Source organism: Streptomyces sp. SM18 (assembly GCF_002910775.2).
Classification (GTDB): Bacteria; Actinomycetota; Actinomycetes; order Streptomycetales; family Streptomycetaceae; genus Streptomyces; species Streptomyces halstedii.
Window position 1 is genome coordinate 1,136,250 of sequence record NZ_CP029342.1, and the last position, 25,066, is coordinate 1,161,315.

Annotated in this window: 19 protein-coding genes; 9 read left to right on the plus strand and 10 right to left on the minus strand. The window is 71.2% G+C overall.

The window, feature by feature from the left end; translation table 11 throughout:
- Positions 1 to 237 precede the first annotated feature (237 nt).
- Positions 238 to 2,004 carry a proteasome ATPase gene (gene arc, locus B9S64_RS04940; protein ID WP_028443989.1) on the minus strand — a complete coding sequence of 589 codons (1,767 nt, stop codon included), beginning with the start codon at positions 2,002 to 2,004 and terminating at the stop codon, positions 238 to 240.
- 242 nt (positions 2,005 to 2,246) lie between these two features.
- Here arc and B9S64_RS04945 point away from each other — a divergent pair, with 242 nt between their 5' ends.
- On the plus strand, positions 2,247 to 2,558 hold the full coding sequence (locus B9S64_RS04945; protein ID WP_028443988.1) for a ferredoxin: 312 nt from the start codon (positions 2,247 to 2,249) through the stop codon (positions 2,556 to 2,558).
- A 10-nt stretch (positions 2,559 to 2,568) separates the two neighbouring features.
- Here the strand turns inward: B9S64_RS04945 and B9S64_RS04950 are convergent, their stop codons facing one another.
- The 3 genes from B9S64_RS04950 to B9S64_RS04960 all read right to left on the minus strand — a co-directional run bounded on the left by B9S64_RS04950 (position 2,569) and on the right by B9S64_RS04960 (position 5,690).
- On the minus strand, positions 2,569 to 3,147 hold the full coding sequence (locus B9S64_RS04950; protein ID WP_103489975.1) for a hypothetical protein: 579 nt from the start codon (positions 3,145 to 3,147) through the stop codon (positions 2,569 to 2,571).
- 245 nt (positions 3,148 to 3,392) lie between these two features.
- Positions 3,393 to 4,304 (minus strand): tRNA (adenine-N1)-methyltransferase, encoded by a 912-nt coding sequence (locus B9S64_RS04955; RefSeq protein ID WP_103489976.1) that lies wholly within the window; start codon positions 4,302 to 4,304, stop codon positions 3,393 to 3,395.
- Between the two features lie 135 nt (positions 4,305 to 4,439).
- The gene (locus tag B9S64_RS04960) at positions 4,440 to 5,690 is read right to left on the minus strand and encodes a site-2 protease family protein (protein WP_103489977.1); all 1,251 of its coding nucleotides are present in this window, start codon (positions 5,688 to 5,690) and stop codon (positions 4,440 to 4,442) included.
- 169 nt (positions 5,691 to 5,859) lie between these two features.
- Between B9S64_RS04960 and B9S64_RS04965 the strand changes: the two genes are divergently transcribed.
- Positions 5,860 to 6,705 (plus strand): PD-(D/E)XK nuclease family protein, encoded by an 846-nt coding sequence (locus B9S64_RS04965; RefSeq protein ID WP_028443984.1) that lies wholly within the window; start codon positions 5,860 to 5,862, stop codon positions 6,703 to 6,705.
- Between the two features lie 11 nt (positions 6,706 to 6,716).
- Positions 6,717 to 7,388: a response regulator transcription factor gene (locus tag B9S64_RS04970; protein ID WP_103489980.1), complete on the plus strand. Its 672-nt coding sequence runs from the start codon at positions 6,717 to 6,719 to the stop codon at positions 7,386 to 7,388.
- Positions 7,389 to 7,482: 94 nt separating this feature from the next.
- Here B9S64_RS04970 and B9S64_RS04975 read toward each other — a convergent pair whose 3' ends face one another.
- The 3 genes from B9S64_RS04975 to metH all read right to left on the minus strand — a co-directional run bounded on the left by B9S64_RS04975 (position 7,483) and on the right by metH (position 13,791).
- Complete coding sequence (locus tag B9S64_RS04975; protein WP_103489982.1) at positions 7,483 to 9,072, minus strand: ABC transporter substrate-binding protein; 1,590 nt, start codon at positions 9,070 to 9,072, stop codon at positions 7,483 to 7,485.
- Positions 9,073 to 9,436: 364 nt separating this feature from the next.
- Entirely contained in the window at positions 9,437 to 10,138 is a 702-nt protein-coding gene (locus B9S64_RS04980; RefSeq protein WP_103489983.1) for an HAD family phosphatase, read from the minus strand.
- A 140-nt stretch (positions 10,139 to 10,278) separates the two neighbouring features.
- Positions 10,279 to 13,791 (minus strand): methionine synthase, encoded by a 3,513-nt coding sequence (gene metH, locus B9S64_RS04985; protein WP_103489985.1) that lies wholly within the window; start codon positions 13,789 to 13,791, stop codon positions 10,279 to 10,281.
- A 240-nt stretch (positions 13,792 to 14,031) separates the two neighbouring features.
- Between metH and B9S64_RS04990 the strand changes: the two genes are divergently transcribed.
- From B9S64_RS04990 to B9S64_RS05010, 5 genes are all read left to right on the plus strand, one after another.
- On the plus strand, positions 14,032 to 14,796 hold the full coding sequence (locus B9S64_RS04990) for an IclR family transcriptional regulator (protein WP_176723880.1): 765 nt from the start codon (positions 14,032 to 14,034) through the stop codon (positions 14,794 to 14,796).
- Between the two features lie 273 nt (positions 14,797 to 15,069).
- Positions 15,070 to 15,861 (plus strand): MIP/aquaporin family protein, encoded by a 792-nt coding sequence (locus B9S64_RS04995; protein ID WP_103489987.1) that lies wholly within the window; start codon positions 15,070 to 15,072, stop codon positions 15,859 to 15,861.
- Positions 15,862 to 15,902: 41 nt separating this feature from the next.
- Positions 15,903 to 17,438, plus strand: coding sequence for a glycerol kinase GlpK (gene glpK, locus B9S64_RS05000; protein ID WP_103489988.1), 1,536 nt, complete (start codon positions 15,903 to 15,905; stop codon positions 17,436 to 17,438).
- Positions 17,439 to 17,443: 5 nt separating this feature from the next.
- Positions 17,444 to 19,054: a glycerol-3-phosphate dehydrogenase/oxidase gene (locus B9S64_RS05005; protein ID WP_103489990.1), complete on the plus strand. Its 1,611-nt coding sequence runs from the start codon at positions 17,444 to 17,446 to the stop codon at positions 19,052 to 19,054.
- A gap of 146 nt (positions 19,055 to 19,200) precedes the next feature.
- Positions 19,201 to 19,872, plus strand: coding sequence for a FadR/GntR family transcriptional regulator (locus B9S64_RS05010; RefSeq protein WP_103489992.1), 672 nt, complete (start codon positions 19,201 to 19,203; stop codon positions 19,870 to 19,872).
- A 97-nt stretch (positions 19,873 to 19,969) separates the two neighbouring features.
- Here the strand turns inward: B9S64_RS05010 and B9S64_RS05015 are convergent, their stop codons facing one another.
- Complete coding sequence (locus B9S64_RS05015; RefSeq protein ID WP_103489993.1) at positions 19,970 to 20,743, minus strand: SDR family NAD(P)-dependent oxidoreductase; 774 nt, start codon at positions 20,741 to 20,743, stop codon at positions 19,970 to 19,972.
- Positions 20,740 to 22,110 (minus strand): enolase C-terminal domain-like protein, encoded by a 1,371-nt coding sequence (locus B9S64_RS05020; protein ID WP_103489995.1) that lies wholly within the window; start codon positions 22,108 to 22,110, stop codon positions 20,740 to 20,742. Before B9S64_RS05020 ends, B9S64_RS05015 begins: the two co-directional genes overlap by 4 nt.
- A 230-nt stretch (positions 22,111 to 22,340) precedes the next feature.
- Here B9S64_RS05020 and B9S64_RS05025 point away from each other — a divergent pair, with 230 nt between their 5' ends.
- Positions 22,341 to 23,450 (plus strand): PAC2 family protein, encoded by a 1,110-nt coding sequence (locus B9S64_RS05025; RefSeq protein WP_103504960.1) that lies wholly within the window; start codon positions 22,341 to 22,343, stop codon positions 23,448 to 23,450.
- A gap of 223 nt (positions 23,451 to 23,673) precedes the next feature.
- Here the strand turns inward: B9S64_RS05025 and mshC are convergent, their stop codons facing one another.
- Complete coding sequence (mshC, locus tag B9S64_RS05030) at positions 23,674 to 24,903, minus strand: cysteine--1-D-myo-inosityl 2-amino-2-deoxy-alpha-D-glucopyranoside ligase (RefSeq protein ID WP_103488526.1); 1,230 nt, start codon at positions 24,901 to 24,903, stop codon at positions 23,674 to 23,676.
- Positions 24,904 to 25,066: the final 163 nt, after the last annotated feature.

Here is a 25,066-nt window from a genome sequence, read left to right on the forward strand (position 1 = left end):
GCGGCCCTCCTTGCCCGGCGGCGCTCCCCGTCCGGGAGCGGCGCTCAAGTACCGCTGCTGGTCCCCGCGCGTGCGGTGCCCGTCCCCGCAGGCGCGACATCGGCGGTACGGCAGAGCCTAGAGCGCCTCCGCGCCGGAGGGGAGATCAATTACGTCAGTTGTTCGGAAGGAGCCGGAACTCCCGGGAAAACGGCCGGCTGCGGATGCCCTGCCGGGCATCCGCAGCCGGTCTGTGTTCTACAGGTATTGCCCGGTATTCGCCACGGTGTCGATGGAGCGGCCCGTGTCCGCGCCCTGCTTTCCGGTGACGAGGGTACGGATGAAGACGATCCGCTCCCCCTTCTTTCCGGAAATCCTGGCCCAGTCGTCCGGATTGGTGGTGTTGGGCAGGTCCTCGTTCTCCTTGAACTCGTCCACGCAGGCCTGGAGGAGATGGGAGACGCGCAGGCCCTTCTGGCCCTGCTCGAGGAATGCCTTGATGGCCATTTTCTTCGCCCGGTCCACGATGTTCTGAATCATGGCTCCGGAGTTGAAGTCCTTGAAGTAGAGGACTTCCTTGTCGCCGTTGGCGTAGGTGACTTCGAGGAAGCGGTTCTCCTCGGATTCCGTGTACATCCGCTCCACGACCGACTGGATCATGGCGTGGGCGGCGGCCTCGCGGGAACCGGTGTGCTCGTCGAGGTCGTCCGTGTGCAGCGGCAGCGACGGGGTGAGGTACTTCGCGAAGATGTCCTTCGCCGCCTCCGCGTCCGGGCGCTCGATCTTGATCTTCACATCGAGGCGGCCGGGCCGCAGGATCGCGGGGTCGATCATGTCCTCGCGGTTGGAGGCGCCGATGACGATGACGTTCTCCAGGCCCTCCACCCCGTCGATCTCGGCGAGCAGCTGGGGGACGATGGTGTTCTCCACGTCCGAGCTGACACCGGAGCCGCGGGTGCGGAAGAGCGATTCCATCTCGTCGAAGAAGACGATGACGGGGGTGCCCTCGCTCGCCTTCTCCCTGGCACGCTGGAAGACCAGGCGGATGTGCCGCTCGGTCTCACCGACGTACTTGTTGAGGAGCTCGGGTCCCTTGATGTTGAGGAAGTAGCTCTTCCCCGCCGGCTGCCCGGTCACCTCGGCGACCTTCTTGGCCAGGGAGTTGGCCACGGCCTTGGCGATGAGCGTCTTGCCGCAGCCGGGCGGGCCGTAGAGCAGGATGCCCTTCGGCGGACGCAGCTCGTGCTCCTTGAAGAGGTCCGGATGCAGGTAGGGGAGCTCGACCGCATCGCGGATCAGCTCGATCTGGTCGCCCAGACCGCCGATCTTGTCGTAGTCGATGTCCGGGACCTCTTCGAGGACCAGCTCCTCGACCTCGCTCTTGGGAACCACTTCGTAGACGTAACCGGACCGGGGTTCGAGCAGGAGCGCGTCGCCGGGGCGGATGGTGATGTCCAGCAGGGGCTCGGCGAGCCGCACCACCCGTTCCTCGTCGGTGTGTCCGATGACCAGGGCGCGCTCGCCGTCCTCAAGGATCTCCTTGAGGGTGACGATGTCCCCGGCCCGCTCGAATTCCATGGCCTCGACCACGTTGAGCGCTTCGTTGAGCATGACTTCCTGGCCTCGCCTGAGGCCGTCGAGCTCGACGCTGGGGCTGACGTTCACCCGGAGCTTGCGGCCCCCGGTGAAGATGTCGCAGGTGCCGTCGTCGTTGGCCTGCAGGAACACGCCGAAACCGGCCGGCGGCTGTGCGAGCCGGTCGACCTCCTCCTTGAGGGCCACGATCTGGTCGCGGGCCTCGCGCAGTGTGCCGGCGAGCCGCTCGTTCTGTGCGGACACACCGGCGAGGTTGGTCTGCAACTCGACGATCCGCTCTTCGAGAATCCTCGTATGACGCGGAGAGTCGGCGAGCTTACGTCGCAGGACGGCGATTTCCTGCTCGAGAAAGACAACCTGGCCGGCTGGGTCATCGGACCCCCGCCCGGGCCGGATGCCGCGGTTGATGTCGTCGTCGTGGGCTGCCACGGTCCTCACCTCCTCCAAGGGGAGCTGGACGCTTCCTGACCCTACCTGGGTGGGTGATGATTGAAACCCCTAGATCACAAACAGATCGAGGCGTGTCCGATCTTCACCCTTGCGCTCTCCCTCACGCCAAGGGAATACCCACCCTTCGCCCCGGGAAAGCCGCCGGTTGTATCGTCGAAGCGTTCAACACCCGTCAGGGCTGGCTTCAATTGGTTCGCATACGCAGGGAAACGGCAGGACACATGACCGTGCAGCAGGACGCTCCGGGCGGCAGCGACACAGAGGACCTGGAGGTCTGGATCGACCAGGACCTCTGTACGGGCGACGGCATCTGTGTGCAGTACGCACCCGAGGTGTTCGAGCTGGACATCGACGGGCTCGCGTATGTCAAGAGCACCGACGACGAACTGCTCCAGGACAAGGGCGCCACCACTCCGGTGCCGCTGCCGCTGCTCCAGGACGTGGTGGATTCGGCCAAGGAGTGTCCGGGCGACTGCATCCATGTACGGCGCGTCTCGGACAGCGTGGAGGTCTTCGGCCCGGACGCGGAGTAGGCGGGTCCGGTCAGGCCGCCGCCGCGCCGTCCCCGGTGGAGCGGACGAAGGCGTTCCCCTTCCACCGCCAGGACACGCTCTCCCGCTCGTCGGGGCAGCAGCGCGGCACGTCGGCCGAGGAGTAGCCGAAGAGGGTCGCCGAGACCGTGCCGTCCTGGACGGCGAGGCCGGTGACGGACTGGTTGTCGGCGGGGTCCACCAGGGTCGCCACGACCCGGGGTGCGGCCCCGTCCGTCTGTGTCAGGACGTAGACGCCGCTGGGCGGGGTGCCGAAGCCGGTGGTGCAGCGGACCGAGACGACGGTCTCGGGCCTGCCGTCGCCGTCGAGGTCCCCGGGCGCGCTCTCGGTCACGGTCTGCCCCGTGCTGCCGCACTCCACCGGGAAGACGACGCCGGCCGGATCCGGCGCGGCGGCGGTACCGCTCCCGGAGGTGGTGCCGTGCTCCGACGCCTGGGCGGTCGCGGTGGCCGCCTCGGGCTGGAGCAGTCCCGCGAGGGCGACGACGGCGGCCATGGCCGCGGCCGTGGCGAGCCAGTGCACCGGCTTGGCGCCGGTGTGCGCGAGGTCCGGGAGCGCGGAGGTCTGCACGCGGTATGTCTCCTGTGGTTCCTGGAGGCCTGGTGAGGCGGCTGCCCGCCGGTCGTCGGCGGCAGTGGGGTGGCCAGCATCGTGCCACACCTCACACCGCGGGGGAACGCCGGGGTCACGGCGGCCTGTCGCGGCGGCCTAATGCCGGCCCGGCGAAAAGGCGCCGCCGCCGGTTCCCGGAGCGGTCCGGGGAACTCGGCGGCGGCGCCTGTGCGTTGGTCGGGCCTGTCGGCCGGCGGGGTCGGTCAGTCGCGCCCGGCGGCGGAGCCGCTGCGGCTGCCGGGACCGTCGTAGTCCTCGCCGTAGGCGCCCTTGGAGGGGCGGCGGCGGCGCACGGGCGGCTCGACGCCGTCCGCGAGGCGGCGGGCGGTGACCAGGAATCCGGTGTGGCCGATCATCCGGTGGTCGGGGCGCACGGCCAGGCCCTCGACGTGCCAGTTACGGATCATCGACTCCCAGGGCTGCGGTTCCGCGAAGCAGCCGATCTCACGGATGGACTCGACGGTCCGCGAGAGCTGGGTGGTGGTCGCGACGTACGCGCAGAGGATGCCGCCGGGCACCAGCGCCTTGGAGACGGCGTCCAGGCACTCCCACGGGGCGAGCATGTCCAGGACGACGCGGTCGACGTCGGTGTCCGAGAGGTTGTCCTGGAGGTCGCCGACGGTGAGCTGCCAGGCGGGGTGCGGCGAGCCGAAGTAGCGCTCGACGTTCTGCTGGGCGATCTCGGCGAAGTCCTCGCGGCGCTCGTAGGAGTGCAGCATGCCCTGCTCGCCGATGGCGCGCAGCAGGAAGGTGCTCAGCGCTCCGGAGCCGACCCCGGCCTCCACGACGCGGGCGCCGGGGAAGATGTCGGCGAAGGCGAGGATCTGCCCCGCGTCCTTGGGGTAGACCACGGCGGCACCGCGGGGCATGGACAGGACGTAGTCGGGGAGCAGGGGGCGCAGCGCGAGATAGGCGACGTTTCCCGTGGTACGGACAACACTGCCCTCGGGAGCACCGATCAGCTCGTCGTGCGGGAAAGAACCCTTGTGGGTGTGGAAGTTCTTTCCGGCTTCGAGCGTGAAGGTGTAGTGGCGTCCCTTGGGGTCGGTGAGCTGGACCTGGTCCCCGACTTTGAATGGGCCGCGACGGCGGGCGGCACCGGTCGGTTCGGACATGTGCTCAGCCTACCGGTATTCCGGTGGCCCTCTTTCCGGGGTTCCCGGGCCGGGCGGCGGGGCCCGGGGCGCCGTACGACGGGTCCGGGCGGGCGGGCTCAGGCGGGCCGGGGCGGGGCTCAGGGGTGGACGGGCTCAGGCGCCGGGGCGGGCCATCGCGGCCACGAAGGCGCGCTCCACGTCGGTGGTGGACAGGACGCCGTAGATCTCGCCGCTCTCCTCGACGACCAGGTACTCGGTGGCCGGGGTCGCCTTGAGCCGGTCCAGCAGGGCCTCTCCGGCGAGCTCGGCCGGGACCCGCATGCCCTCGGTGATGTCCTGGGCGAGTCCGCTGACGGCCATCCAGGGCCTGCGGTGCTCCGGGACGCCCGCGATGGCGGCCTCGCGGACGACGCTCTTGGCGTTGCCCTGTCCGTCGACGACGACCAGGGCGCGGGCGCCGGCCTCGTTGGCGCGGCGCAGCGCCTCGGAGAGCGGGGTGGCGGACTCGACGGGCACCGCGCGCCGGGTGAGCGTGCGGGCGCGCAGGTCCGGGAGGTGTTCGCGCAGCCGGGCCATCCGCAGGCTGTTGCCCGCCCCTGTCCAGATGATCGCGGCCAGGATGGCCGCGAGCAGGGCGTCGGTGACGGTCTCCACCCCGCCGATGTCACCGGCCCTGCCGCCGAGCGCGCCGGTGTGGGTGAGCAGCGGCAGCCCGACGAGGACGGTGACGGCGAGGCCGCGCCCGACCCAGGCGGCGGCGACGGTCCCGCTCATCGGCTTGCCGGTGATCTTCCAGACGACGGCACGGAGCATGCGGCCGCCGTCCAGGGGCAGGCCGGGCAGCAGGTTGAAGGCGGCGACGATGAGGTTGGAGACCATCAGTCCGGCGAGCAGTACACCGGGGACAGTGCCCGCCTCGACGAACTGGAGGGGGATGAAGAACAGGCCGCCCAGCACGAGTGAGAGCAGGGGCCCCACGAAGGCGAGGACGAACTCGCGGCCGGGGGTCTCGGACTCCTTCTCGATCTCCGAGACGCCGCCGAAGAACTGGAGCTGGATCCGGCGGACCGGCAGCTTGTAGCGCAGGGCGACGACCGTGTGGGCGAGCTCGTGGACGAGCACCGAGGCGTAGAAGGCGATCGCGAAGAAGAGGGCCACCAGGTAGCGGGCGGCGCCGAGGTGCGGCAGGACGCGGTCGAGCTGGCCGCCGAAGACCCAGGTGATCAGGGCGGCGACGACGAACCAGCTGGGCGCGACGTACACGGGTACGCCGAAGGGGCGGCCCATGAGGAGGCCGCCGCCGGGGTCCTCGGGGCGGCGCGGCCGGCCCTTGTCCGGCCCGGAGCCGGGGTCGCCGCCCCCCGCGCCGGGCTGCGGGCGCCCGCTGTCGCCGCTCTTGTCCACGTGGTCCCTTCGGTCGGTGGCGTAGCCACGCCTCTGCTGTGCGTGAGCTCTGCGGTCGATGGTATGCCGCTCGGTGTCGGTGGCGGGCCGTAGGGTCTTCGACATGACGTCCGTACCGCGCCCGCCTCAGCCACCCTCGTCCCTGTCCCCGTCCCGCGCGAGCGATTTCATGCAGTGCCCCTTGCTCTACCGCTTCCGGGTCATCGACAAACTGCCGGAGAAGCCCAGCGAGGCGGCCACCCGGGGCACGCTGGTGCACGCGGTGCTGGAGCGGCTGTTCGACGCCCCCGCGGCGGAGCGTACGGCGCCGCGCGCCAAGGCGCTGGTCCCGGGGCAGTGGGACCGGCTGCTCGCGTCGAAGCCGGAGCTGGCGGGGCTGTTCGCGGGGGATCCGGACGGCGAGCGGCTGGCCGGGTGGCTGGGCGAGGCGGAGCGGCTGGTGGAGCGGTGGTTCTCGTTGGAGGACCCGACGCGCCTGGAGCCGGCCGAGCGGGAGATGTTCGTCGAGACGGAGCTCGATTCGGGGCTGCGGCTGCGGGGCGTGATCGACCGGGTGGACGTGGCCCCCACCGGGGAGGTCCGGATCGTCGACTACAAGACGGGCAAGGCCCCGCGCCCGGAGTACGCGGAGGGCGCGCTGTTCCAGATGAAGTTCTACGCCCTGGTGATCACCCGCCTGAAGAAGGTGGTCCCGCGCCGGCTGCAACTGGTCTACCTGGGCAGCGGGGACGTGCTCACCTACGATCCGGTCCCCGCCGACCTGGAGCGGGTGGAGCGCAAGCTGCTCGCCCTGTGGGAGGCGATCCGGCTGGCCACCGAGACGGGTGAGTGGCGTCCGCGGCCGACCAAGCTGTGCGGCTGGTGCGACCACCAGGCGGTCTGCCCGGAGTTCGGCGGGACTCCCCCGGTATATCCGCTGCTGGTCCGCCCGGCCGGGTCGGTGGAGGGTGGGCAGGGCAGAATGGAGCCGGTCCGGGCCGAGGCCGGACCGACGGTGGCCCTCGAAGGCCCTTAAGGAGAGACTCTGTGGCTATCCGCGTCCTGCTGGTCGACGACCAACCCCTGTTGCGCACCGGTTTCCGGATGATCCTGGAGGCCGAGGGCGATCTCGCGGTGGTCGGGGAGGCCGGGGACGGTCTGCAGGCCATCGACCAGGTGCGGGCGTTGCAGCCCGATGTGGTGCTGATGGACATCCGGATGCCGCGGATGGACGGCGTGGAGGCGACCCGGCAGATCACCGGCCCCGGCCGGGACGGTCCGGCGAAGGTCCTGGTCCTGACCACGTTCGACCTCGACGAGTACGTGGTGGAGGCGCTGCGCGCCGGGGCCAGCGGCTTCCTGCTGAAGGACGCCCCGGCCCATGAGCTGGTGCAGGCCATCCGGGTGGTGGCCGCGGGCGAGGCGATGCTGGCGCCGAGCATCACGCGCCGGCTGCTCGACAAGTACGCGGACCATCTGCCCTCGGGCGAGGAGCCCGTCCCGGACGCGCTGGACACCCTCACGGAGCGCGAGGTGGAGGTGCTGAAGCTGGTCGCCCGCGGGCTGTCCAACGCGGAGATCGCCGCCGACCTGTTCGTGAGTGAGACGACGGTCAAGACGCATGTGGGGCACGTGCTGACGAAGCTGGGCCTGCGCGACCGGGTGCAGGCCGCCGTCTACGCGTACGAGAGCGGGCTGGTGCGTCCCGGCGCCCAGTGAGGCGGCGGGCGCACGGGTCCGGCGCCGGGTGAGGCGGAGGACCGCGCACGGGTCCGGCCGGGGCGGGTGAGCCCCGGGCCGGACCCGTGGTGCGTCAGGTGCTCTTGCCGAGCTCCCAGAGCTGGAGGTCGGCCGAGGAGGTGACGGCCCACTCGACTCCGGTCAGCCCGTCGAGCGAGGCGACGTACTGCTTGCCCTGCCAGACCGGGAGGACCGGGACGTCCTTGGCAACGATGTCCTGGAGCTTCTCGAAGATCGGGGACGCCGTGCTGCGGTCGGCCGCGCTGCGGGACTCGGGGATGAGCGTCTCCTGGGCGGCGGCGGACCGGTAGGGCGAGTTGAGGAAGTTGTTCTTGTCGAGGAACGGCGCCGTGTAGGTGTCCGGGTCCGGGAAGTCCGGGAACCAGCCCATGCCGTAGACCGCGTACTCGCCCTTCCGCTGGGCGGGGCGGTACTTGGCCCACGGGGTGCCCTCGACCTTGACCTCGAAGAGCCCGGAGGCGTTGAGCTGCTTGGCCAGTGCCTTGAACTCGGCGGCGGTGGCCGGACCGTAGTGGTCGGTCGTGTAGTGCAGCGTGAAGGCGACCGGGGTGCTGATGCCGGCCTCCTGGAGGGTCTTGGCGGCCGCGGAGGTGCTGGGCTCGCCGTAGGTGTTGAAGAAGGAGTTGGTGTGCCCGGTGATGCCTGACGGGATGAGCGAGTAGAGCGGCTCGGCGGTGCTCCCGTACACCTCGCCGGCGATCTCCCCGCGGTCGATGACCTGGGCCATGGCCTGGCGTACCGCCTTGTTCTCCACCGCGGGGTCCTCGGTGTTGAAGGCGAGGTAGCTGATGGCGAGTCCGGGCATCTCGGTGAGCTTGACGCCCTCCTGGGGCTCCATGAGCATCTTCTGCGACTGCTCGGGCGACATGGTGCGTGTCATCATGTCGATCTTCTTGTCGTCGAGCGCCTTGCCCATCGCCTCGGCGTCGGGGAAGAGGTCCAGCTCGACCTTGTCGTTGAGGACCTTCAGATCGCCCTTGTACGTCGGGTTCCTGGTGAACACCACCTTGACGGCCTGGCCGTCCTTGACCTCGGCCTTCATGGTGTACGGGCCGGAGCCGTCGACCTCGAAGCCGTCCCGGGGGGCCTTGGCCGGGTACTTGTCCTTCTGGACGATCCCGGCCGCCGGGGTCGCGAGCTTGTACGGGAAGGTCGCGTCCGGGTTGCTCAGGTGGAAGACGATCTCGTCCTCGCCCTTGGTCTCGATCGTGTCGATGTTGTCGAGCAGACCGACCGGGCCGCTCTCGTCCTTGATGTCGATGACGCGCTGGAGGGAGTACTTCACGTCCTCGGTGGTCAGGGGCGTGCCGTCGGCGAAGGTGAGGCCCTCACGCAGGGTGCACCGGTAGCTCTCGTTCCTGGTGTCGGTGAACTGGCAGCTCTCGGCCGCCTCGGGCACGGGCTCGCCGCCACCGCGCGGTATGTGGGTCAGCGTCTGCACGGTCTGCCGCAGGACGTTCCACACGCCCGCCTCGTAGCCGATGGCGGGGTCGAGCGGGGCCGGGTTGTCCTTCGAGGCGACGAACTGGTCCGTGGTCCCGACGACGATGGCGTCGCCCCCGGCGTCCGGCCCGCCACAGGCGGCGAGTACCGGCGCGAGCAGGCCCACCACGGCGGGCAGCACCAGCGTCTTGCGGTTCATCTGGACGTTCTCCCTCATTCCGTCATGTGAGAAAACCGAGATTAGTAGGCGCCGCCCAGGTGCTCTGACCGGTGGGAATGGGCGGCGTACTCACTCGGTGATCGCCCATGACGGGGCGTCCACCACACGCTCGGGAATGTTTCGTACAGCGCTTCATGAACCCGGACGTATGCCCGCCCGGGGCAGGCGGACGCGCTGCTCACCGGGGGCTCCGACACCCCTTCGGAGTGACGAACCTCACGCACCGGACCCTTGTCCGCGCATGGTCATGGACCTGATTCAGGCCGATTCCGGGAGGCGGGACCACACATCCCGGCGACACGAATTTCGCTTTTCATTCACAGGGAAACGCTCGGTGCCCAGCTCATCGCTTTCCGGTCACCAGGCCTTTCAGAAAAGCGAGATCCACATGTTCGAGGGACGGGACGACCGCCCGTCCCGGCGCGGGCGCGATGTCCGCGACGGAGGGCACCGCGACCACCCGGCAGCCCGCCGCCTCGGCCGACGCGACCCCCGTGGCGGTGTCCTCGATGACCGCGCAGCGCCCGGGCTCCGCTCCGAAACCGGCGGCCGCGGCGAGGTACGGCTCGGGGTGCGGCTTGGTACGGGCGACCTCGTCACCGGCGACGGTGAGCGCGAAGTGGTGGTGGCCGACCGAGTCCAGCACCCGGTCGATGATCCGGCGGTGCGAGGCGGAGACCAGTGCCGTGGGCACCTCGTGCGCGGCGAGTTCGCCCAGCAGCCGGGCGGCTCCCGGCATGAGCGGCACCCCGCGTCCGATGCGCTTCTCGAAGCGGTCGTTCAGCAGCACCGTGAGCTCTTCGAGGTCGATCACGGCTCCGGTGGCCTCGATGAGGTAGCCCGCGCTGCGGGTCATCGGGCCGCCGACCACCACGTCGCGCCACGCGGCGTCGAGCCGGTGGCCGAGGTCGGCGAAGACCTCGACCTCCACGTCCCACCAGAAGCCCTCCGTGTCGACGAGGGTGCCGTCCATGTCGAGCAGGACCGCCTGCAAGGCCGAGCCCTCGGCCGTACGGGTCAGGGACGCGGGAACCGTACTGGTCATCCGGCACACCTTCCATGAGGGACGAGAAGGCCGGCCGCCGTCCCGGTGGGAACGGTGACCGGCCTGCACTGGACCGACCAGTCTACGACTCGTACGGATACGGCGCGCGGACCACGGCTCACCGCGCGTCGAACACCGGGTTACCGCGCGTTGAAGTACTTCGCCTCGGGGTGGTGGATGACGATGGCGTCGGTGGACTGCTCCGGGTGGAGCTGGAACTCCTCCGAGAGCTGGACGCCGATGCGCTCCGGCTCCAGCAGCGCGGCGATCTTGGCCCGGTCCTCCAGGTCGGGGCAGGCCCCGTAGCCGAGGGAGAACCGCGCGCCGCGGTACTTGAGCGCGAACATGTCCTCGACCTCCGCGGGGTCCTCCCCGGAGAACCCCAGCTCGCCGCGGACCCGGGCGTGCCAGTACTCCGCCAGGGCCTCGGCCAGCTGCACGGACAGCCCGTGCAGCTCCAGGTAGTCGCGGTAGGAGTTCGCCTCGAAGAGCTTGGCGGTCTCCCCGCCGATCTTCGAGCCGACGGTGACGATCTGGAGGCCGACCACGTCCCGCTCCCCCGACTCCTCGGGGCGGAAGAAGTCCGCGAGGCACAGCCGGCGGCCGCGGCGCTGGCGGGGGAAGGTGAAGCGGGTGCGCTCGGACCCGTCCTCGTGGAGCAGGATCAGGTCGTCGCCCTTGGACACGCAGGGGAAGTAGCCGTAGACGACGGCCGCTTCCAGCAGGTTCTCGGTCTGGAGCTTGTCCAGCCAGCCCCGCAGGTGCGGGCGGCCCTCGGTCTCCACCAGCTCCTCGTACGTCGGGCCGTCACCGGCCCGTGCCTGCTTGAGACCCCACTGGCCCTTGAAGAGCGCGCCCTCGTCCAGCCAGGACGCGTACTCCTTGAGCTGGATCCCCTTGACGACGCGGGTCCCCCAGAACGGCGGCTCGGGCACCGGGTTGGTGACGGAGACGTCGGAGCGCACGCCCTCCTCCGGCTCCACCACGTCCAGCACCGGGGTGTCCCGCTTGGGCACCCGGCGCTGCTTCAGCTCGGGGAGCACCGCGCCGGGCACCCCGCGCTTGACCGCGATCAGCGCGTCCATCAGGCGCAGCCCCTCGAACGCGTCGCGGGCGTAGCGGACCTCGCCCTCGTAGACCTCGTGGAGGTCCTGCTCGACGTAGGCCCGGGTGAGGGCGGCGCCGCCGAGGATCACCGGGTAGTCGGCCGCCATCTTGCGCTGGTTCAGCTCCTCCAGGTTCTCCTTCATGATCACGGTGGACTTCACCAGGAGGCCGGACATGCCGATGACGTCGGCCTTGTGCTCCTCGGCCGCGTCCAGGATCGCGGAGACGGGCTGCTTGATCCCCAGGTTGACGACGGTGTAGCCGTTGTTGGAGAGGATGATGTCGACGAGGTTCTTGCCGATGTCGTGGACGTCGCCCCGCACGGTGGCCAGCACGATGGTGCCCTTGCCCTCGTCGTCGGTCTTCTCCATGTGCGGTTCGAGGTGCGCCACCGCGCTCTTCATCACCTCGGCGGACTGGAGGACGAACGGCAGCTGCATCTGGCCGGAGCCGAACAGCTCGCCGACGACCTTCATGCCCGCGAGCAGGGTGTCGTTGACGATCTCCAGGGCGGGCCGGGTCAGCAGGGCCTCGTCCAGGTCCTCCTCCAGGCCGTTCTTCTCGCCGTCGATGATGCGGCGCTGGAGGCGCTCGTCCAGCGGCAGGGCGAGGAGTTCCTCGGCCTTGCCGGCCTTCATCGACTTCATGTTGACGCCCTCGAAGAGCTCCATGAGCTTCTGCAGGGGGTCGTAGCCCTCGGCACGGCGGTCGTACACGAGGTCCAGCGCGACCTCGACCTGCTCCTGCTCCAGCCGGGCGATCGGCAGGATCTTCGAGGCGTGCACGATCGCGGAGTCCAGTCCGGCCTTGACGCACTCGTCCAGGAACACGGAGTTCAGCACCACACGGGCGGCCGGGTTGAGGCCGAAGGAGATGTTGGACAGCCCGAGCGTGGTCTGTACGGCGGGGTGGCGCCGCTTCAGTTCGCGGATCGCCTCGATGGTGGCGATGCCGTCCTTGCGGGACTCCTCCTGCCCGGTGCAGATGGTGAAGGTCAGGCAGTCGATGAGGATGTCCGACTCCTGGATGCCCCAGTTCGTGGTGAGGTCCTCGATGAGCCGCTGGGCGATGGCCACCTTGTGCTCGACGGTGCGGGCCTGGCCCTCCTCGTCGATGGTCAGCGCGATCAGCGCCGCGCCGTGCTCGGCGGCCAGGGCGCTGACCTTGGCGAACCTCGACTCGGGCCCGTCCCCGTCCTCGTAGTTGACGGAGTTGAGCACGGCCCGGCCGCCGAGCTTCTCCAGACCGGCGCGCAGGACGGGCAGCTCGGTGGAGTCCAGCACGACCGGCAGGGTGGAGGCGGTGGCGAAACGGCCGGCCAGCTCCTCCATGTCGGCGACGCCGTCGCGGCCGACGTAGTCGACGCAGAGGTCGAGCATGTGCGCGCCCTCGCGGATCTGGTCGCGGGCCATCTCGACGCAGTCGTCCCAGCGGGCGTCGAGCATGGCCTCGCGGAACTTCTTCGACCCGTTGGCGTTCGTGCGCTCGCCGATGGCCAGGTAGGAGGTGTCCTGGCGGAAGGGGACGCTCTGGTACAGGGAGGCGGCGCCGGGCTCGGGGCGCGGTTCGCGGGCGGAGGGGGCGGTGCCGCGCACCCGCTCCACGACCTGGCGCAGGTGCTCGGGCGTGGTGCCGCAGCAGCCGCCGACCAGGGAGAGGCCGTACTCGGCGACGAACGTCTCCTGGGCGTCCGCGAGCTCCTCGGGCGTCAGCGGGTAGTGGGCGCCGTTCTTGCCGAGGACCGGCAGGCCCGCGTTGGGCATGCAGGACAGCGGGACGCGGGAGTGCCGGGCCAGATAGCGCAGGTGCTCGCTCATCTCGGCGGGGCCGGTGGCGCAGTTCAGGCCGATCATGTCGATGCCGAGGGGTTCCAGGGCGGTGAGCGCGGCGCCGATCTCCGAGCCCAGCAGCATGGTGCCGGTCGTCTCCACGGTGACGGAGCAGATGACGGGCAGGTCCGCGCCGGTCGCCGCCAGGGCGCGCCGGGCGCCGACGACGGACGCCTTGGTCTGCAGCAGGTCCTGGGTGGTCTCCACCAGGAGGGCGTCGGCGCCCCCGGCGATCATGCCTTCGGCGTTCTGCTGGTAGGCGTCGCGAAGCTTGGCGTACGGGGCGTGGCCCAGGGTGGGCAGCTTGGTGCCCGGTCCCATGGAGCCGAGCACCCAGCGCTGCTGCCCGGTGGAGGCGGTGAACTCGTCGGCCACCTCGCGGGCGATCCGGGCACCGGACTCCGACAGCTCGTAGACCCGCTCGGGGATGTCGTACTCGCCCAGGGCGGCGAAGTTGGCGCCGAAGGTGTTCGTCTCGACGCAGTCCACGCCGACCGCGAAGTACTCCTCGTGCACGGACCGGACGATGTCGGGCCGGGTCACGTTGAGGATCTCGTTGCAGCCTTCCAGGTCCTGGAAGTCCTCGAGGGTGGGGTCCTGGGCCTGCAACATGGTGCCCATCGCACCGTCGGCCACCACCACACGGGTGGCGAGTGCCTCACGGAGGGCTGCGGCTCGGTTCCGGCTGTCAGCGGAAGGGGTCGGCGACGAGGCCATGGATGTTCTCCCTGGAATGCGACGGCTGTCGGCTTTGCGCCCTTCAGCGGAAGGGGCACGCGGCCAGGGTAGCCGGGCGCCGCACGGGCCGGTCGTCGCGTCCCAGCGGGCGGACTGCATGCTGTGCGGGTGACACGCGGGGCCGGAGTGATGACGCGAACCGAGCGCCGCACCGGACAAAGTTCGGCATCGACCGATAGTGTTCAGCATTGTCGAACCGAGGTGGAGGAGTACGGCGCGATGGCCAAGAACATCCAGTCGCTGGAGCGGGCCGCGGCGATGCTGCGTCTGCTGGCGGGCGGCGAGCGCCGGCTCGGGCTCTCCGACATCGCCTCCTCGCTGGGCCTGGCCAAAGGCACCGCGCACGGCATCCTGCGCACCCTCCAGCACGAGGGCTTCGTGGAGCAGGAGCCGGCGTCCGGGCGCTACCAGCTCGGCGCGGAGCTGCTGCGGCTGGGCAACAGCTATCTGGACGTGCACGAGCTGCGGGCCCGCGCCCTGGTGTGGACGGACGACCTGGCCCGCTCCAGCGGCGAGAGCGTCCACCTGGGCGTCCTGCACCAGCGGGGCGTACTGATCGTCCACCACGTCTTCCGGCCCGACGACAGCCGCCAGGTCCTGGAGGTCGGCGCCATGCAGCCGCTGCACTCCACGGCCCTGGGCAAGGTGCTCTGCGCCTACGACCCGGTGGCGCACAGCGAGGCCACCGAGGCGGAGCGGCGGCCGTACACCCCCCGCACCGTGACCGCCGAGCCGGAGTTCGAGGCCCTGCTGGACACGGTACGGGCGCGGGGCTGGGCCTCGGACACGGAGGAGACCTGGGAGGGCGTGGCCGCCGTGGCGGCGCCCATCCACGACCGGCGCCGGATGCCGGTCGGCGCGGTGGCCGTGACGGGCTCGGTCGAACGCGTGCGCCCCGGCGGCGAGCTGCGCCCCGAGCTGATCACCGCGGTGCGGGAGTGCGCCCGCGCCGTCTCCCGCGACCTGGGCGCCAACCGCTTCTGAGTCCTCCGCGCCCCGCGTGACCCCTGCCTGACCCAGTGCATTCGGCTGCCCGAAACCCTTGACGCGCCTCTCCCGGAGAGAAACACTGCCGTTCACCGGTCGGCATTGTCGAACACCTAACGGCAATAAGAGTTAGGGTGTGGCAGTGCCGAGGGCCGGTCTAGCCCTCTACAGGTGAGGTACCCGCAAGTGAGGTGTACCCACCTGGGGCGCGGTCCACCGGAGGAAACCCGGCGGACCGCGTTCCCCTGGACGAAGGACAAAGGAGTCGCGGTGTCCAGCTCCGACATCTTCATCGGCGAGACCATCGGTACCGCCATACTGGTTCTGCTCGGCGGCGGTGTCTGTGCCGCCGTCACCCTCAAGCGTTCAAAAGCGCACAACGCCGGCTGGGTGGCCATCACCTTCGGGTGGGGCTTCGCCGTCCTGACCGGCGCCTACATCGCCTCGGGCGTGTCGGGCGCCCACCTCAACCCGGCCGTCACCCTCGGTCTCGCGATCCAGGGCGGCACCGCCTGGGGCGACGTCCCGCTGTACCTGGCCTCGGAGCTGCTCGGCGCCATGATCGGCGCGGTGCTGGTCTGGGCGGTCTACTACGGGCAGTTCCACGCCCATCTGACCGACCCCGAGATCGTCGCGGACCAGCCCGCCGAGGAGGGCATGGTCGACCAGTCGACGGCCCCGAAGGCGGGCCCGGTGCTCGGCGTCTTCTCCACCGGCCCGGAGATCCGCAACGCGGTCCAGAACGTGGTCACGGAGATCATCGCCACCGCGGTGCTGATCCTGGCGATCCTCACCCAGGGCCTCAACGACGACGGCAACGGCCTGGGCCCGCTGGGCGCGCTGATCACCGCGCTGGTCGTCGTCGGCATCGGCCTCTCGCTCGGCGGGCCGACCGGTTACGCCATCAACCCGGTGCGTGACCTCGGTCCGCGCATCGTGCACGCCCTGCTGCCCCTGCCGAACAAAGGCGGCTCCGACTGGGGCTACGCCTGGGTACCGGTGGTGGGACCGCTGATCGGCGGCGCACTGGCCGGCGGGCTCTACAACCTCGCTTTCGCCTGAGACGCGACCACCACCACCCCACAGACCTCCGGGAGCACACCGTGACCGACGCACACACCACCGGCCCGTTCATCGCGGCCATCGACCAGGGCACCACCTCCAGCCGCTGCATCGTCTTCGACAAGGACGGCCGGATCGTCTCCGTCGACCAGAAGGAGCACGAGCAGATCTTCCCGAAGCCCGGCTGGGTGGAGCACGACGCCAAGGAGATCTGGGAGAACGTCCAGGAGGTGGTCGCGGGCGCGGTCGTCAAGGCGGGCATCACCTCCGCCGACGTCAAGGCGATCGGCATCACCAACCAGCGCGAGACCACGCTGCTGTGGGACAAGAACACCGGTGAGCCGGTCCACAACGCCCTCGTCTGGCAGGACACCCGCACGGACGCCCTGTGCAAGGAGCTCGGCCGCAACGTCGGCCAGGACCGCTTCCGCCGCCAGACCGGCCTGCCGCTCGCCTCGTACTTCGCCGGCCCCAAGGTCCGCTGGCTGCTCGACAACGTCGAGGGGCTGCGCGAGCGCGCCGAACGGGGCGACATCCTCTTCGGCACCATGGACTCCTGGGTCATCTGGAACCTGACCGGCGGCACCGAGGGCGGCGTCCACGTCACGGACGTCACCAACGCCTCCCGCACCCTGCTGATGAACCTGCACGACATGGAGTGGGACCGCGGCATCCTCAGCTCGATGGACATCCCGGCGGCCCTGCTGCCCGAGATCCGGTCCTCCGCCGAGGTGTACGGCAAGGCCAAGGGCGGTGTCCTGGACGGCGTCCCGGTGGCCTCCGCGCTGGGCGACCAGCAGGCCGCCCTGTTCGGCCAGACGTGCTTCGCCGAGGGCGAGGCCAAGTCCACGTACGGCACCGGCACCTTCATGCTGATGAACACCGGCCACCGCCCCGTGAACTCGTACAACGGGCTGCTGACGACCGTCGGGTACCGGATCGGCGACAGCGAGCCGGTGTACGCCCTGGAGGGGTCCATCGCGGTCACCGGTTCGCTGGTGCAGTGGATGCGCGACCAGATGGGCCTGATCAACTCCGCCGCCGAGATCGAGACGCTCGCGTCCTCGGTCGAGGACAACGGGGGCGCGTACTTCGTCCCCGCCTTCTCCGGGCTCTTCGCCCCGTACTGGCGTCCCGACGCCCGCGGGGTCATCACCGGCCTCACCCGTTACGTCACCAAGGCGCACATCGCCCGTGCCGTGCTGGAGGCCACCGCCTGGCAGACGCGCGAGATCAGCGACGCCATGACGAAGGACTCCGGCGTCGAGCTGACCGCCCTCAAGGTCGACGGCGGCATGACCTCCAACAACCTGCTGATGCAGACGCTCTCGGACTTCCTGGACGCGCCCGTGGTGCGCCCCATGGTCGCCGAGACCACCTGCCTCGGCGCGGCCTACGCCGCCGGCCTCGCCGTCGGCTTCTGGCCGGACACCGACGCGCTGCGCGCCAACTGGCGCCGGGCCGCCGAGTGGACCCCCCGTATGGACGCGGCCACCCGTGACCGCGAGTACAAGAGCTGGCTCAAGGCCGTCCAGCGGTCGATGGGCTGGCTCGACGACACCACCGCAGAGGAGTAGAGAACATGACCACCCTGCAGAGCGTCCCCACCCTCGGGACGCACCCGGCCTCCGGCTCCCTCCCGAGCCGGGCCGAGACCCGGGAACAGCTCTCCAAGGCGACGTACGACCTCCTGGTGATCGGCGGCGGCATCCTGGGCATCTCCACCGCCTGGCACGCCGCGCAGTCCGGACTGCGGGTGGCCCTGGTGGACGCCGGCGACTTCGCCGGCGCCACCTCCTCCGCCTCGTCCAAGCTGCTCCACGGCGGCCTGCGCTACCTCCAGACCGGCGCGGTGAAGCTGGTGGCCGAGAACCACTTCGAGCGCCGCGCGGTCTCCCGGCAGGTCGCCCCGCACCTGGCCAACCCGCTCACCTTCTACCTGCCCGTCTACAAGGGCGGCCCGCACGGCGCGGCCAAGCTCGGCGCGGGCGTCTTCGCCTACTCGGCGCTGTCCGCCTTCGGCGACGGCGTCGGCCACGTGATCAGCCCGGCACGGGCCCGCCGCGACGTTCCCGAGCTGCGCACGGACAACCTCAAGGCCGTCGCGGTCTACGGCGACGACCAGATGAACGACGCCCGGATGGCGCTGATGACGGTCCGCGCCGCGGCCGACGCGGGCGCCGTCGTCCTCAACCACGCCGCCGTCACCGGGCTGCGCTTCACCCGGGGCCGGGTCACCGGCGCGGACCTGGAGGACCGTCAGGACGGCACGGAGTTCGGGGTGGACGCCCGCCTGGTCCTGAACGCCACCGGACCGTGGGTGGACCACCTGCGCAGGATGGAGGACCCGCAGGCGGCGCCCTCCATACGCCTGTCCAAGGGCGCACACCTGGTGCTGCGGCGCACCCGCCCCTGGAAGGCCGCGCTGGCGACCCCGATCGACAAGTACCGGATCACCTTCGCCCTGCCGTGGGAGGACATGCTGCTGCTCGGTACGACCGACGAGGAGTACGAGGGCGACCCGGCCGATGTCTCGGTCACCGAGAAGGACACGGCCCAGATCCTGGACGAGGCGGCGTTCTCCGTCCGCGACCAGCAGCTCTCGCGCGATCTGATCACCTACTCCTTCGCGGGTCTTCGGGTCCTGCCCGGCGGCCCCGGCGACACCTCGAAGGCGAAGCGGGAGACGGTCGTCACGGAGGGCCGCGGCGGGATGCTGTCGGTGGCCGGCGGCAAGTGGACGACGTTCCGTCACATCGGCCGTACGGTGATGAACAAGCTGGCCGCCCTCCCGGGGCACCCGCTGGCCGAAGACATGGAGCCGATGGCACGGCTGCCGAAGAAGCTGCCGCTGCCGGGCATCGCCAACCCGGACGCGGTGGCCCACCGGCTGCTCGTCGACGGCGGGACGCCGGGACCCCGGATGGCGGCCGACACGGCACGCCACCTCGCCACCCACTACGGCTCGCTCTCCTTCGACATCGCGCGCCTGGCCAACGAGGACCCGGCGCTCGCGGAGCGCGTCCACCCGGACGCCCCGGAGATCTGGGCGCAGGTGGCGTACGCGCGCGACCGCGAGTGGGCCGAGACGGCGGACGACGTGCTGCGCCGCCGGACGACGCTGACGATCCGGGGGCTGGCGACGGACGATCTCGAGGCACGGGTCGAGAAGATGCTGGCTGAGAAGCGCTGACCGCCGCGCACCTCCGGGAGGCGGCCCTTCGGGGCCGCCTTCCGGCGTGCTGGGCGGGGCCGGGAGGGGCGCCGGTGACCGGGGCGGGGACGGGGGCCGCATAATGACCTGATACATCGGATGTCTTGTGCGCGAGGAGGCCCTCCATGGCCGTCACCGACGAAGCGATCGAGAAGATCAAGGGAATGATCGTCTCGGGCGCTCTGGCGCCCGGCGACCGGCTGCCCAAGGAGAGCGAACTCGCCGCGGAGCTGGGGCTCTCCCGCAACTCGCTGCGTGAGGCGGTGCGGGCGCTGTCGCTGATCCGCATCCTCGACGTCCGCCAGGGCGACGGCACGTACGTCACGAGTCTGGATCCGCAACTCCTGCTGGAGGCGCTCAGCTTCGTGGTGGACTTCCACCGTGACGACACGGTGCTGGAGTTCCTCGCCGTACGCCGCATCCTGGAGCCGGCGGCCACCGCGATGGCGGCCACGCGCATCGGTGAGGACCGGCTGGACGCCCTCGGCGCGCAGCTGGACGCCCTGGGGCCCGACCCCTCGGTGGAGGAACTGGTCGCCTCGGACCTGGAGTTCCACCGGGGCATCGTGCGGGCGTCCGGCAACTCGGTCCTGTGCTCCCTGCTCGACGGCCTGTCCGGGCCGACGACCCGGGCCAGGGTGTGGCGCGGGCTCACCCAGGAGGACGCGGTCAGCCGCACCCTGCACGAGCACCGGGCGATCCTCGCCGCGCTCAGGGACCGGGACGCGGAGGCGGCCCGGTCCTGGGCGACGGTGCACGTGGCGAGCGTGGAGCAGTGGCTGCGCTCGACGCTGTGAGCCGGCCGGCCCGCGCGCCCGGCGCACACGCCCCCGGTCCACACGCCCGCACGCGCCCGTCCGCCCACCCCCGGCGGCTCCCTGTCCGCACGCCCGGTCAGGCCGGGCGCAGGCGCAGCCCCTGCATCCCGCCGTCCACGGCGAGCGCGGTACCGGTGACGGAGGCGGCCGCCGGGCTCGCCAGGTAGACGACCGCGGCGGCGACCTCCTCGGCCCGGACCAGCCGCCCCATCGGCTGGCGGGCGTCGAGGGCGGCGCGTTCGGCCACCGGGTCGTCGGCCTGGGCGAGCAGCCGGCCGATCCACGGGGTCTCGGCCGTGCCGGGGTTGACGCAGTTGACCCGGATCCCCTCGCGTACGTGGTCGGCGGCCATGGCGAGGGTGAGCGCGAGCACGGCCCCCTTGCTCGCGCTGTACAGGGCGCGCCGCGGCAGCCCGGCGGTGGCCGCCACCGAGCAGGTGTGGGTGATCGACACGGCGCCGGGCCGGTCGACGGCCGCCCGGCGCAGATGGGGCAGGGCATGGCGGGCGGCGCGGACCATGCCAAGGACGTTGACGTCCATGACCCGGCCCCACTCCTGGTCGTCGTTGTCCTCGACGGTGCCGACCGCGCCGGTCCCGGCGTTGGGGACGAGGGTGTGCAGGCCGCCCAGTTCCGCGGCGGCCCGCTCGACGCCCGCGCGGACGGCCGCGTCGTCGCACACGTCGGCCTCGATCGCCAGCGCCCCGTCCGGGACGCCCGCCGTCTCCCGGTCGAGTACGGCGACGCGCGCGCCCCGGGCCAGCAGGAGGCCCGCCACGGCGGCTCCTATGCCCGAGGCGCCGCCCGTCACGAGGGCGGACAGTCCGTCGAAGTCCTGTGCACCGGTCATCGTCCGGTCTCCTCGGGGGTGCGGCGGGCCTGCCAGACGGGGCCCTGCGGGTAGCGGTGGTCGGCGAGCGAGGCGGGGAGCATCCGTGCGGAGAACCCCGGGGCGCGGGGGGCGGCATAGCGCCCGGACACGATGACGGCCGGGTCGGCGAAGTGCTCGTGGAGGTGGTCGACGTACTCGACGACCCGGTCCTCCCAGGTGCCGGAGACGGCGACGTAGTCGAACATCGCGAGGTGCTGTACCAGTTCGCAGAGTCCGACGCCCCCGGCGTGCGGGCAGACCGGGACGCCGTACTTGGCGGCGAGCAGCAGGACGGCGAGGTTCTCGTTGACCCCGGCGACCCGGGTGGCGTCGATCTGGACGAAGTCGGTCGCACCGGCCTGGAGCAGCTGCTTGAACACGACCCGGTTGGCGACGTGTTCGCCGGTGGCCACCTTGACCGGCTGTCCGGCGCGCACGGCGGCGTGCCCGAGTACGTCGTCGGGGCTGGTCGGTTCCTCGATCCAGTACGGGTCGTAGGGGGCGAGCGCCCTCATCCACTCCACCGCCTCCGCCACGTCCCAGCGCTGGTTGGCGTCGACGGCGACACGGATGTCCGGCCCCACGGCCTCACGGGCCAGGGACAGTCTGCGGACGTCGTCCCGGAGGTCGCCGCCGACCTTCAGCTTGATCTGGGTGAATCCGTCCGCGACGGCCTGCCGGGCGAGCCGCACCAGCGTGTCGTCGTCGTATCCCAGCCAGCCCGGTGAGGTGGTGTACGCGGGGTAGCCCTCGGCCAGCAGCCGCTCGGTGCGCTCGGCGCGGCCCGGTTCGGCGGCGCGGAGAAGGGCCAGCGCCTCGTCGGGGGTGAGGGCGTCGGTGAGGTGACGGAAGTCGACGAGGGAGACCAGCTCCTCGGGCGTCATCCCGGCCAGGAACCGCCATACGGGCTCTCCGGCCAGCTTCGCCGCGAGATCCCAGGCGGCGTTGACGACCGCGCCGGCCGCCATGTGCATCACGCCCTTCTCGGGCCCGAGCCAGCGCAGTTGGGAGTCATGGGTGAGCTCGCGGTACAGGTCGCCGAGCGCGGCGGCGGTACGGGGGACGGGGCGCCCCAGCAGGTAGGGCCGGAGCGTGCTGATGGCGGCGGCCATGACCTCGTTGCCGCGCCCGATGGTGAAGCAGAAGCCGTGGCCCTCGGGGCCCGTCCCCCCGTCCGGCCCGTCCGCGCCGCCCGGCCCGTCCGCCCTCTCGTTGCCGTCCGTCCGCAGCACGACGTAGGCGGCCGAGTAGTCGGGATCGGGGTTCATGGCGTCCGAGCCGTCGAGCTGTTCCGAGGTGGGAAAACGGATGTCGTGGACCTCGAACCGCGTGACGGTCTGACTCATGTGCGCCCCCAGGGGAATAACATCGGACCTCTTCTTGGTCATCCGATGTATATCCCTCCACCTCCTGCCGGGTCCAGAGCCGGAGCGGCGTTTGACCGGTTTCGACGGAAACAGCTCGGATGAATCACGCCCTGGCACGGTTCCCTGATCGACGCAAACACACTGCGGCGGGAGGGCGGGGACGCCGTAAGGTTGGTACGTACACAAGGGAACTTCGGAAGGAGGCCTGGGTGATCGAGCTCGAGGGAGTACCCGAGCTGATCGACCCGGTCATGGTGGCCGCGTTCGAAGGCTGGAACGACGCCGGTGACGCCGCCTCCACAGCGGTCGGACATCTGAACCGGGAATGGAAGGGCGAGGTCTTCGCGGCGCTCGACGCCGAGGACTACTACGACTTCCAGGTCAACCGGCCCACGGTCTGGATGGAGGGCGGGTCCCGCAAGATCACATGGCCGACGACACGCCTGTCCGTGGTCCGGGTGGGCGGGGACGAACCCCGTGACCTGGTCCTGGTGCGGGGCATCGAGCCGTCGATGCGCTGGCGTTCGTTCTGCAACGAGATCCTGGGGTTCGCCCATGAGCTCGGCGTCGAGATGGTCGTCATCCTGGGGGCGCTGCTCGGCGACACCCCGCACACCAGGCCGGTACCGGTCAGCGGGGTCACCTCCGACCCGGATCTGGCCCGGACGATGGACCTGGAGGAGACGCGGTACGAGGGTCCGACCGGCATCGTCGGCATCCTCCAGGAGGCCTGCACCCATGCCGGCGTACCGGCGGTGAGCCTGTGGGCGGCGGTGCCGCACTACGTGTCGCAGCCGCCGAACCCGAAGGCGACGCTGGCCCTGCTGAACCGGCTGGAGGACCTGCTCGGCCTGCGGATCCCGCTGGGCGAACTGCCCGAGGACGCCCGTGCCTGGCAGCTCGGCGTGGACCAGCTGGCCGCGGAGGACAGCGAGGTGGCGGAGTACGTGCAGACCCTTGAGGAGGCGCGGGACACCGCAGAGCTGCCCGAGGCGTCCGGCGAGGCCATCGCCCGGGAGTTCGAGCGGTATCTGCGGCGCCGGGACGTCGGCGGCCCCGGGCAGGGACCCGGCGGCCATGCCACCGAGAGCGGCGACCTGTCCTATCTGCGGGACACCTCCGGCGACCGTACGAGGCCGCCGCGCCCGCAGCGCCCGGAGAAGGGGCGGCCGGGGACCTCGCGCCCGGAGGGCGGCGGGCCCGGGGAGGACGGCGGCGCCGCCGAGGCCGGCGGGGGTTCCGAGGACGACGGCAGGGGCCCCGCGCGCGGCGAGGGCCACGAGGACGGCGGGTCGCCCGACGACCCGTCCACCGGCTGACACGCCGCCAGGATCCGTCCGCGCACCGTCGGTGCCGGGACCGGCCGACGCGCCGCCAGGAAGAGAACGGACAGAAGACCGGCCCCGGACCTCGTGCGAGAGGTCCGGGGCCGGTCGTGTGCGTGGGCCGGTGCGGGCAGGATCCGGACACCCGGCGGAACAGGACCGGCGGGCCGTGGCCGCGCCTCCGCGGTCCCCGCCGGGTGTCTCCGGGAGAGGTCGCCTAGAGAGCGACGCCCAGCAGGGCGTCCACGGTGCGCGAGACCACGCCGGGCGCGCCCTCGTCCGTACCGCCGCCGGAGGTCTGCTGTCCGGCCCAGCGGTCCACGGCGGCCAGGGCTGCCGGGGAGTCCAGGTCGTCGGCCAGGGCGGCGCGTACCTCCTCGACCAGCGCGTCGGCGGACGGCCCGTCCGGCCGGGAGACGGCGGCTCGCCACCGGTCGAGGCGGGCGACGGCGTCGGCGAGCACCTGGTCGGTCCACTCCCAGTCGGAGCGGTAGTGGTGGGCGAGCAGCGAGAGCCGGATCGCGGCGGGGTCCACGCCGTCGCGGCGCAGCGCCGAGACGAAGACCAGGTTGCCCTTGGACTTGGACATCTTCTCGCCGTCCAGGGCGACCATGCCGGCGTGCACGTACGCCTGGGCGAAGGGGTACGCGCCGGTCAGCGCCTGGGCGTGGGAGGCGCCCATCTCATGGTGCGGGAAGGCGAGGTCGGAGCCGCCTCCCTGGACGTCGAAGCCCATGCCGAGGTGTTCCAGGGCGATGGCCACGCACTCGATGTGCCATCCGGGCCGGCCGGGGCCGAGGCGGCCGCCGTCCCAGCTGGGTTCGCCCTCGCGGGCGCCCATCCAGAGCATCGGGTCGAGGGGGTTCTTCTTGCCGGGGCGCTCCGGGTCGCCGCCGCGTTCGGCGGAGAGCAGGCGCATGGCCTCGGCGTCGAGGTGGGAGACCCCGCCGAAGTGCGGGTCGGACTCGACGGAGAAGTACACGTCGCCGTCGAGCTCGTAGGCGGCGCCCGCGTCCAGCAGGCGCTCCACCAGCGGGACGATGCCGGGTATCGCCTCCACGGCCCCGACGTAGTGCTTCGGGGGAAGCATGCGCAGGGCGGTCATGTCCTCGCGGAACAGGGCGGTCTCGCGCTCGGCGAGCTCCGTCCAGTCCTCACCGTCGCGCACGGCCCGCTCCAGCAGCGGGTCGTCCACGTCGGTGACGTTCTGGACGTAGTGGACCTGACGCTTGGTGTCGAGCCACACGCGCTGAACGAGGTCGAACGCGTTGTAGGTCGCCGCATGACCCATGTGGGTCGCGTCGTACGGCGTGATGCCGCAGACGTAGATGCGGGCGACGGGACCGGGGTCAAGGGTGATCCGTCCGCCGGTCGCGGTGTCGTGGATCCGAAGGTCGCGGCCCTTGCCAGGCAGGGCGGGGACCTCAGAAGCGGGCCAGGCATGCATGTCATGAGCGTAACCGGACGATGCTTCCGGATACGAACCGGACCGGTGATCCTGGCCGAAGAGGCGGTCTTGCGCGGTGGACGTTCCCGCTCCGGCCCCCACGCACCGGAGGGGGCGGCGCGGCCCCGGCCAGGGGCCCGGACACGGCCCGTTCGGCGCGGGC

Coding starts and splice junctions, on each gene's coding strand:
- B9S64_RS05020 (WP_103489995.1), bottom strand. CDS start 22,110: ATGAGTCAGACCGTCACGCGGTTCGAGGTCCACGACATCCGTTTTCCC.
- B9S64_RS04965 (WP_028443984.1), top strand. CDS start 5,860: ATGCAGTGCCCCTTGCTCTACCGCTTCCGGGTCATCGACAAACTGCCG.
- B9S64_RS04945 (WP_028443988.1), top strand. CDS start 2,247: ATGACCGTGCAGCAGGACGCTCCGGGCGGCAGCGACACAGAGGACCTG.
- B9S64_RS04975 (WP_103489982.1), bottom strand. CDS start 9,072: ATGAACCGCAAGACGCTGGTGCTGCCCGCCGTGGTGGGCCTGCTCGCG.
- B9S64_RS05010 (WP_103489992.1), top strand. CDS start 19,201: ATGGCCGTCACCGACGAAGCGATCGAGAAGATCAAGGGAATGATCGTC.
- B9S64_RS04980 (WP_103489983.1), bottom strand. CDS start 10,138: ATGACCAGTACGGTTCCCGCGTCCCTGACCCGTACGGCCGAGGGCTCG.
- B9S64_RS04990 (WP_176723880.1), top strand. CDS start 14,032: ATGGCCAAGAACATCCAGTCGCTGGAGCGGGCCGCGGCGATGCTGCGT.
- metH (WP_103489985.1), bottom strand. CDS start 13,791: ATGGCCTCGTCGCCGACCCCTTCCGCTGACAGCCGGAACCGAGCCGCA.
- B9S64_RS05005 (WP_103489990.1), top strand. CDS start 17,444: ATGACCACCCTGCAGAGCGTCCCCACCCTCGGGACGCACCCGGCCTCC.
- B9S64_RS05015 (WP_103489993.1), bottom strand. CDS start 20,743: ATGACCGGTGCACAGGACTTCGACGGACTGTCCGCCCTCGTGACGGGC.
- B9S64_RS04955 (WP_103489976.1), bottom strand. CDS start 4,304: ATGTCCGAACCGACCGGTGCCGCCCGCCGTCGCGGCCCATTCAAAGTC.
- mshC (WP_103488526.1), bottom strand. CDS start 24,903: ATGCATGCCTGGCCCGCTTCTGAGGTCCCCGCCCTGCCTGGCAAGGGC.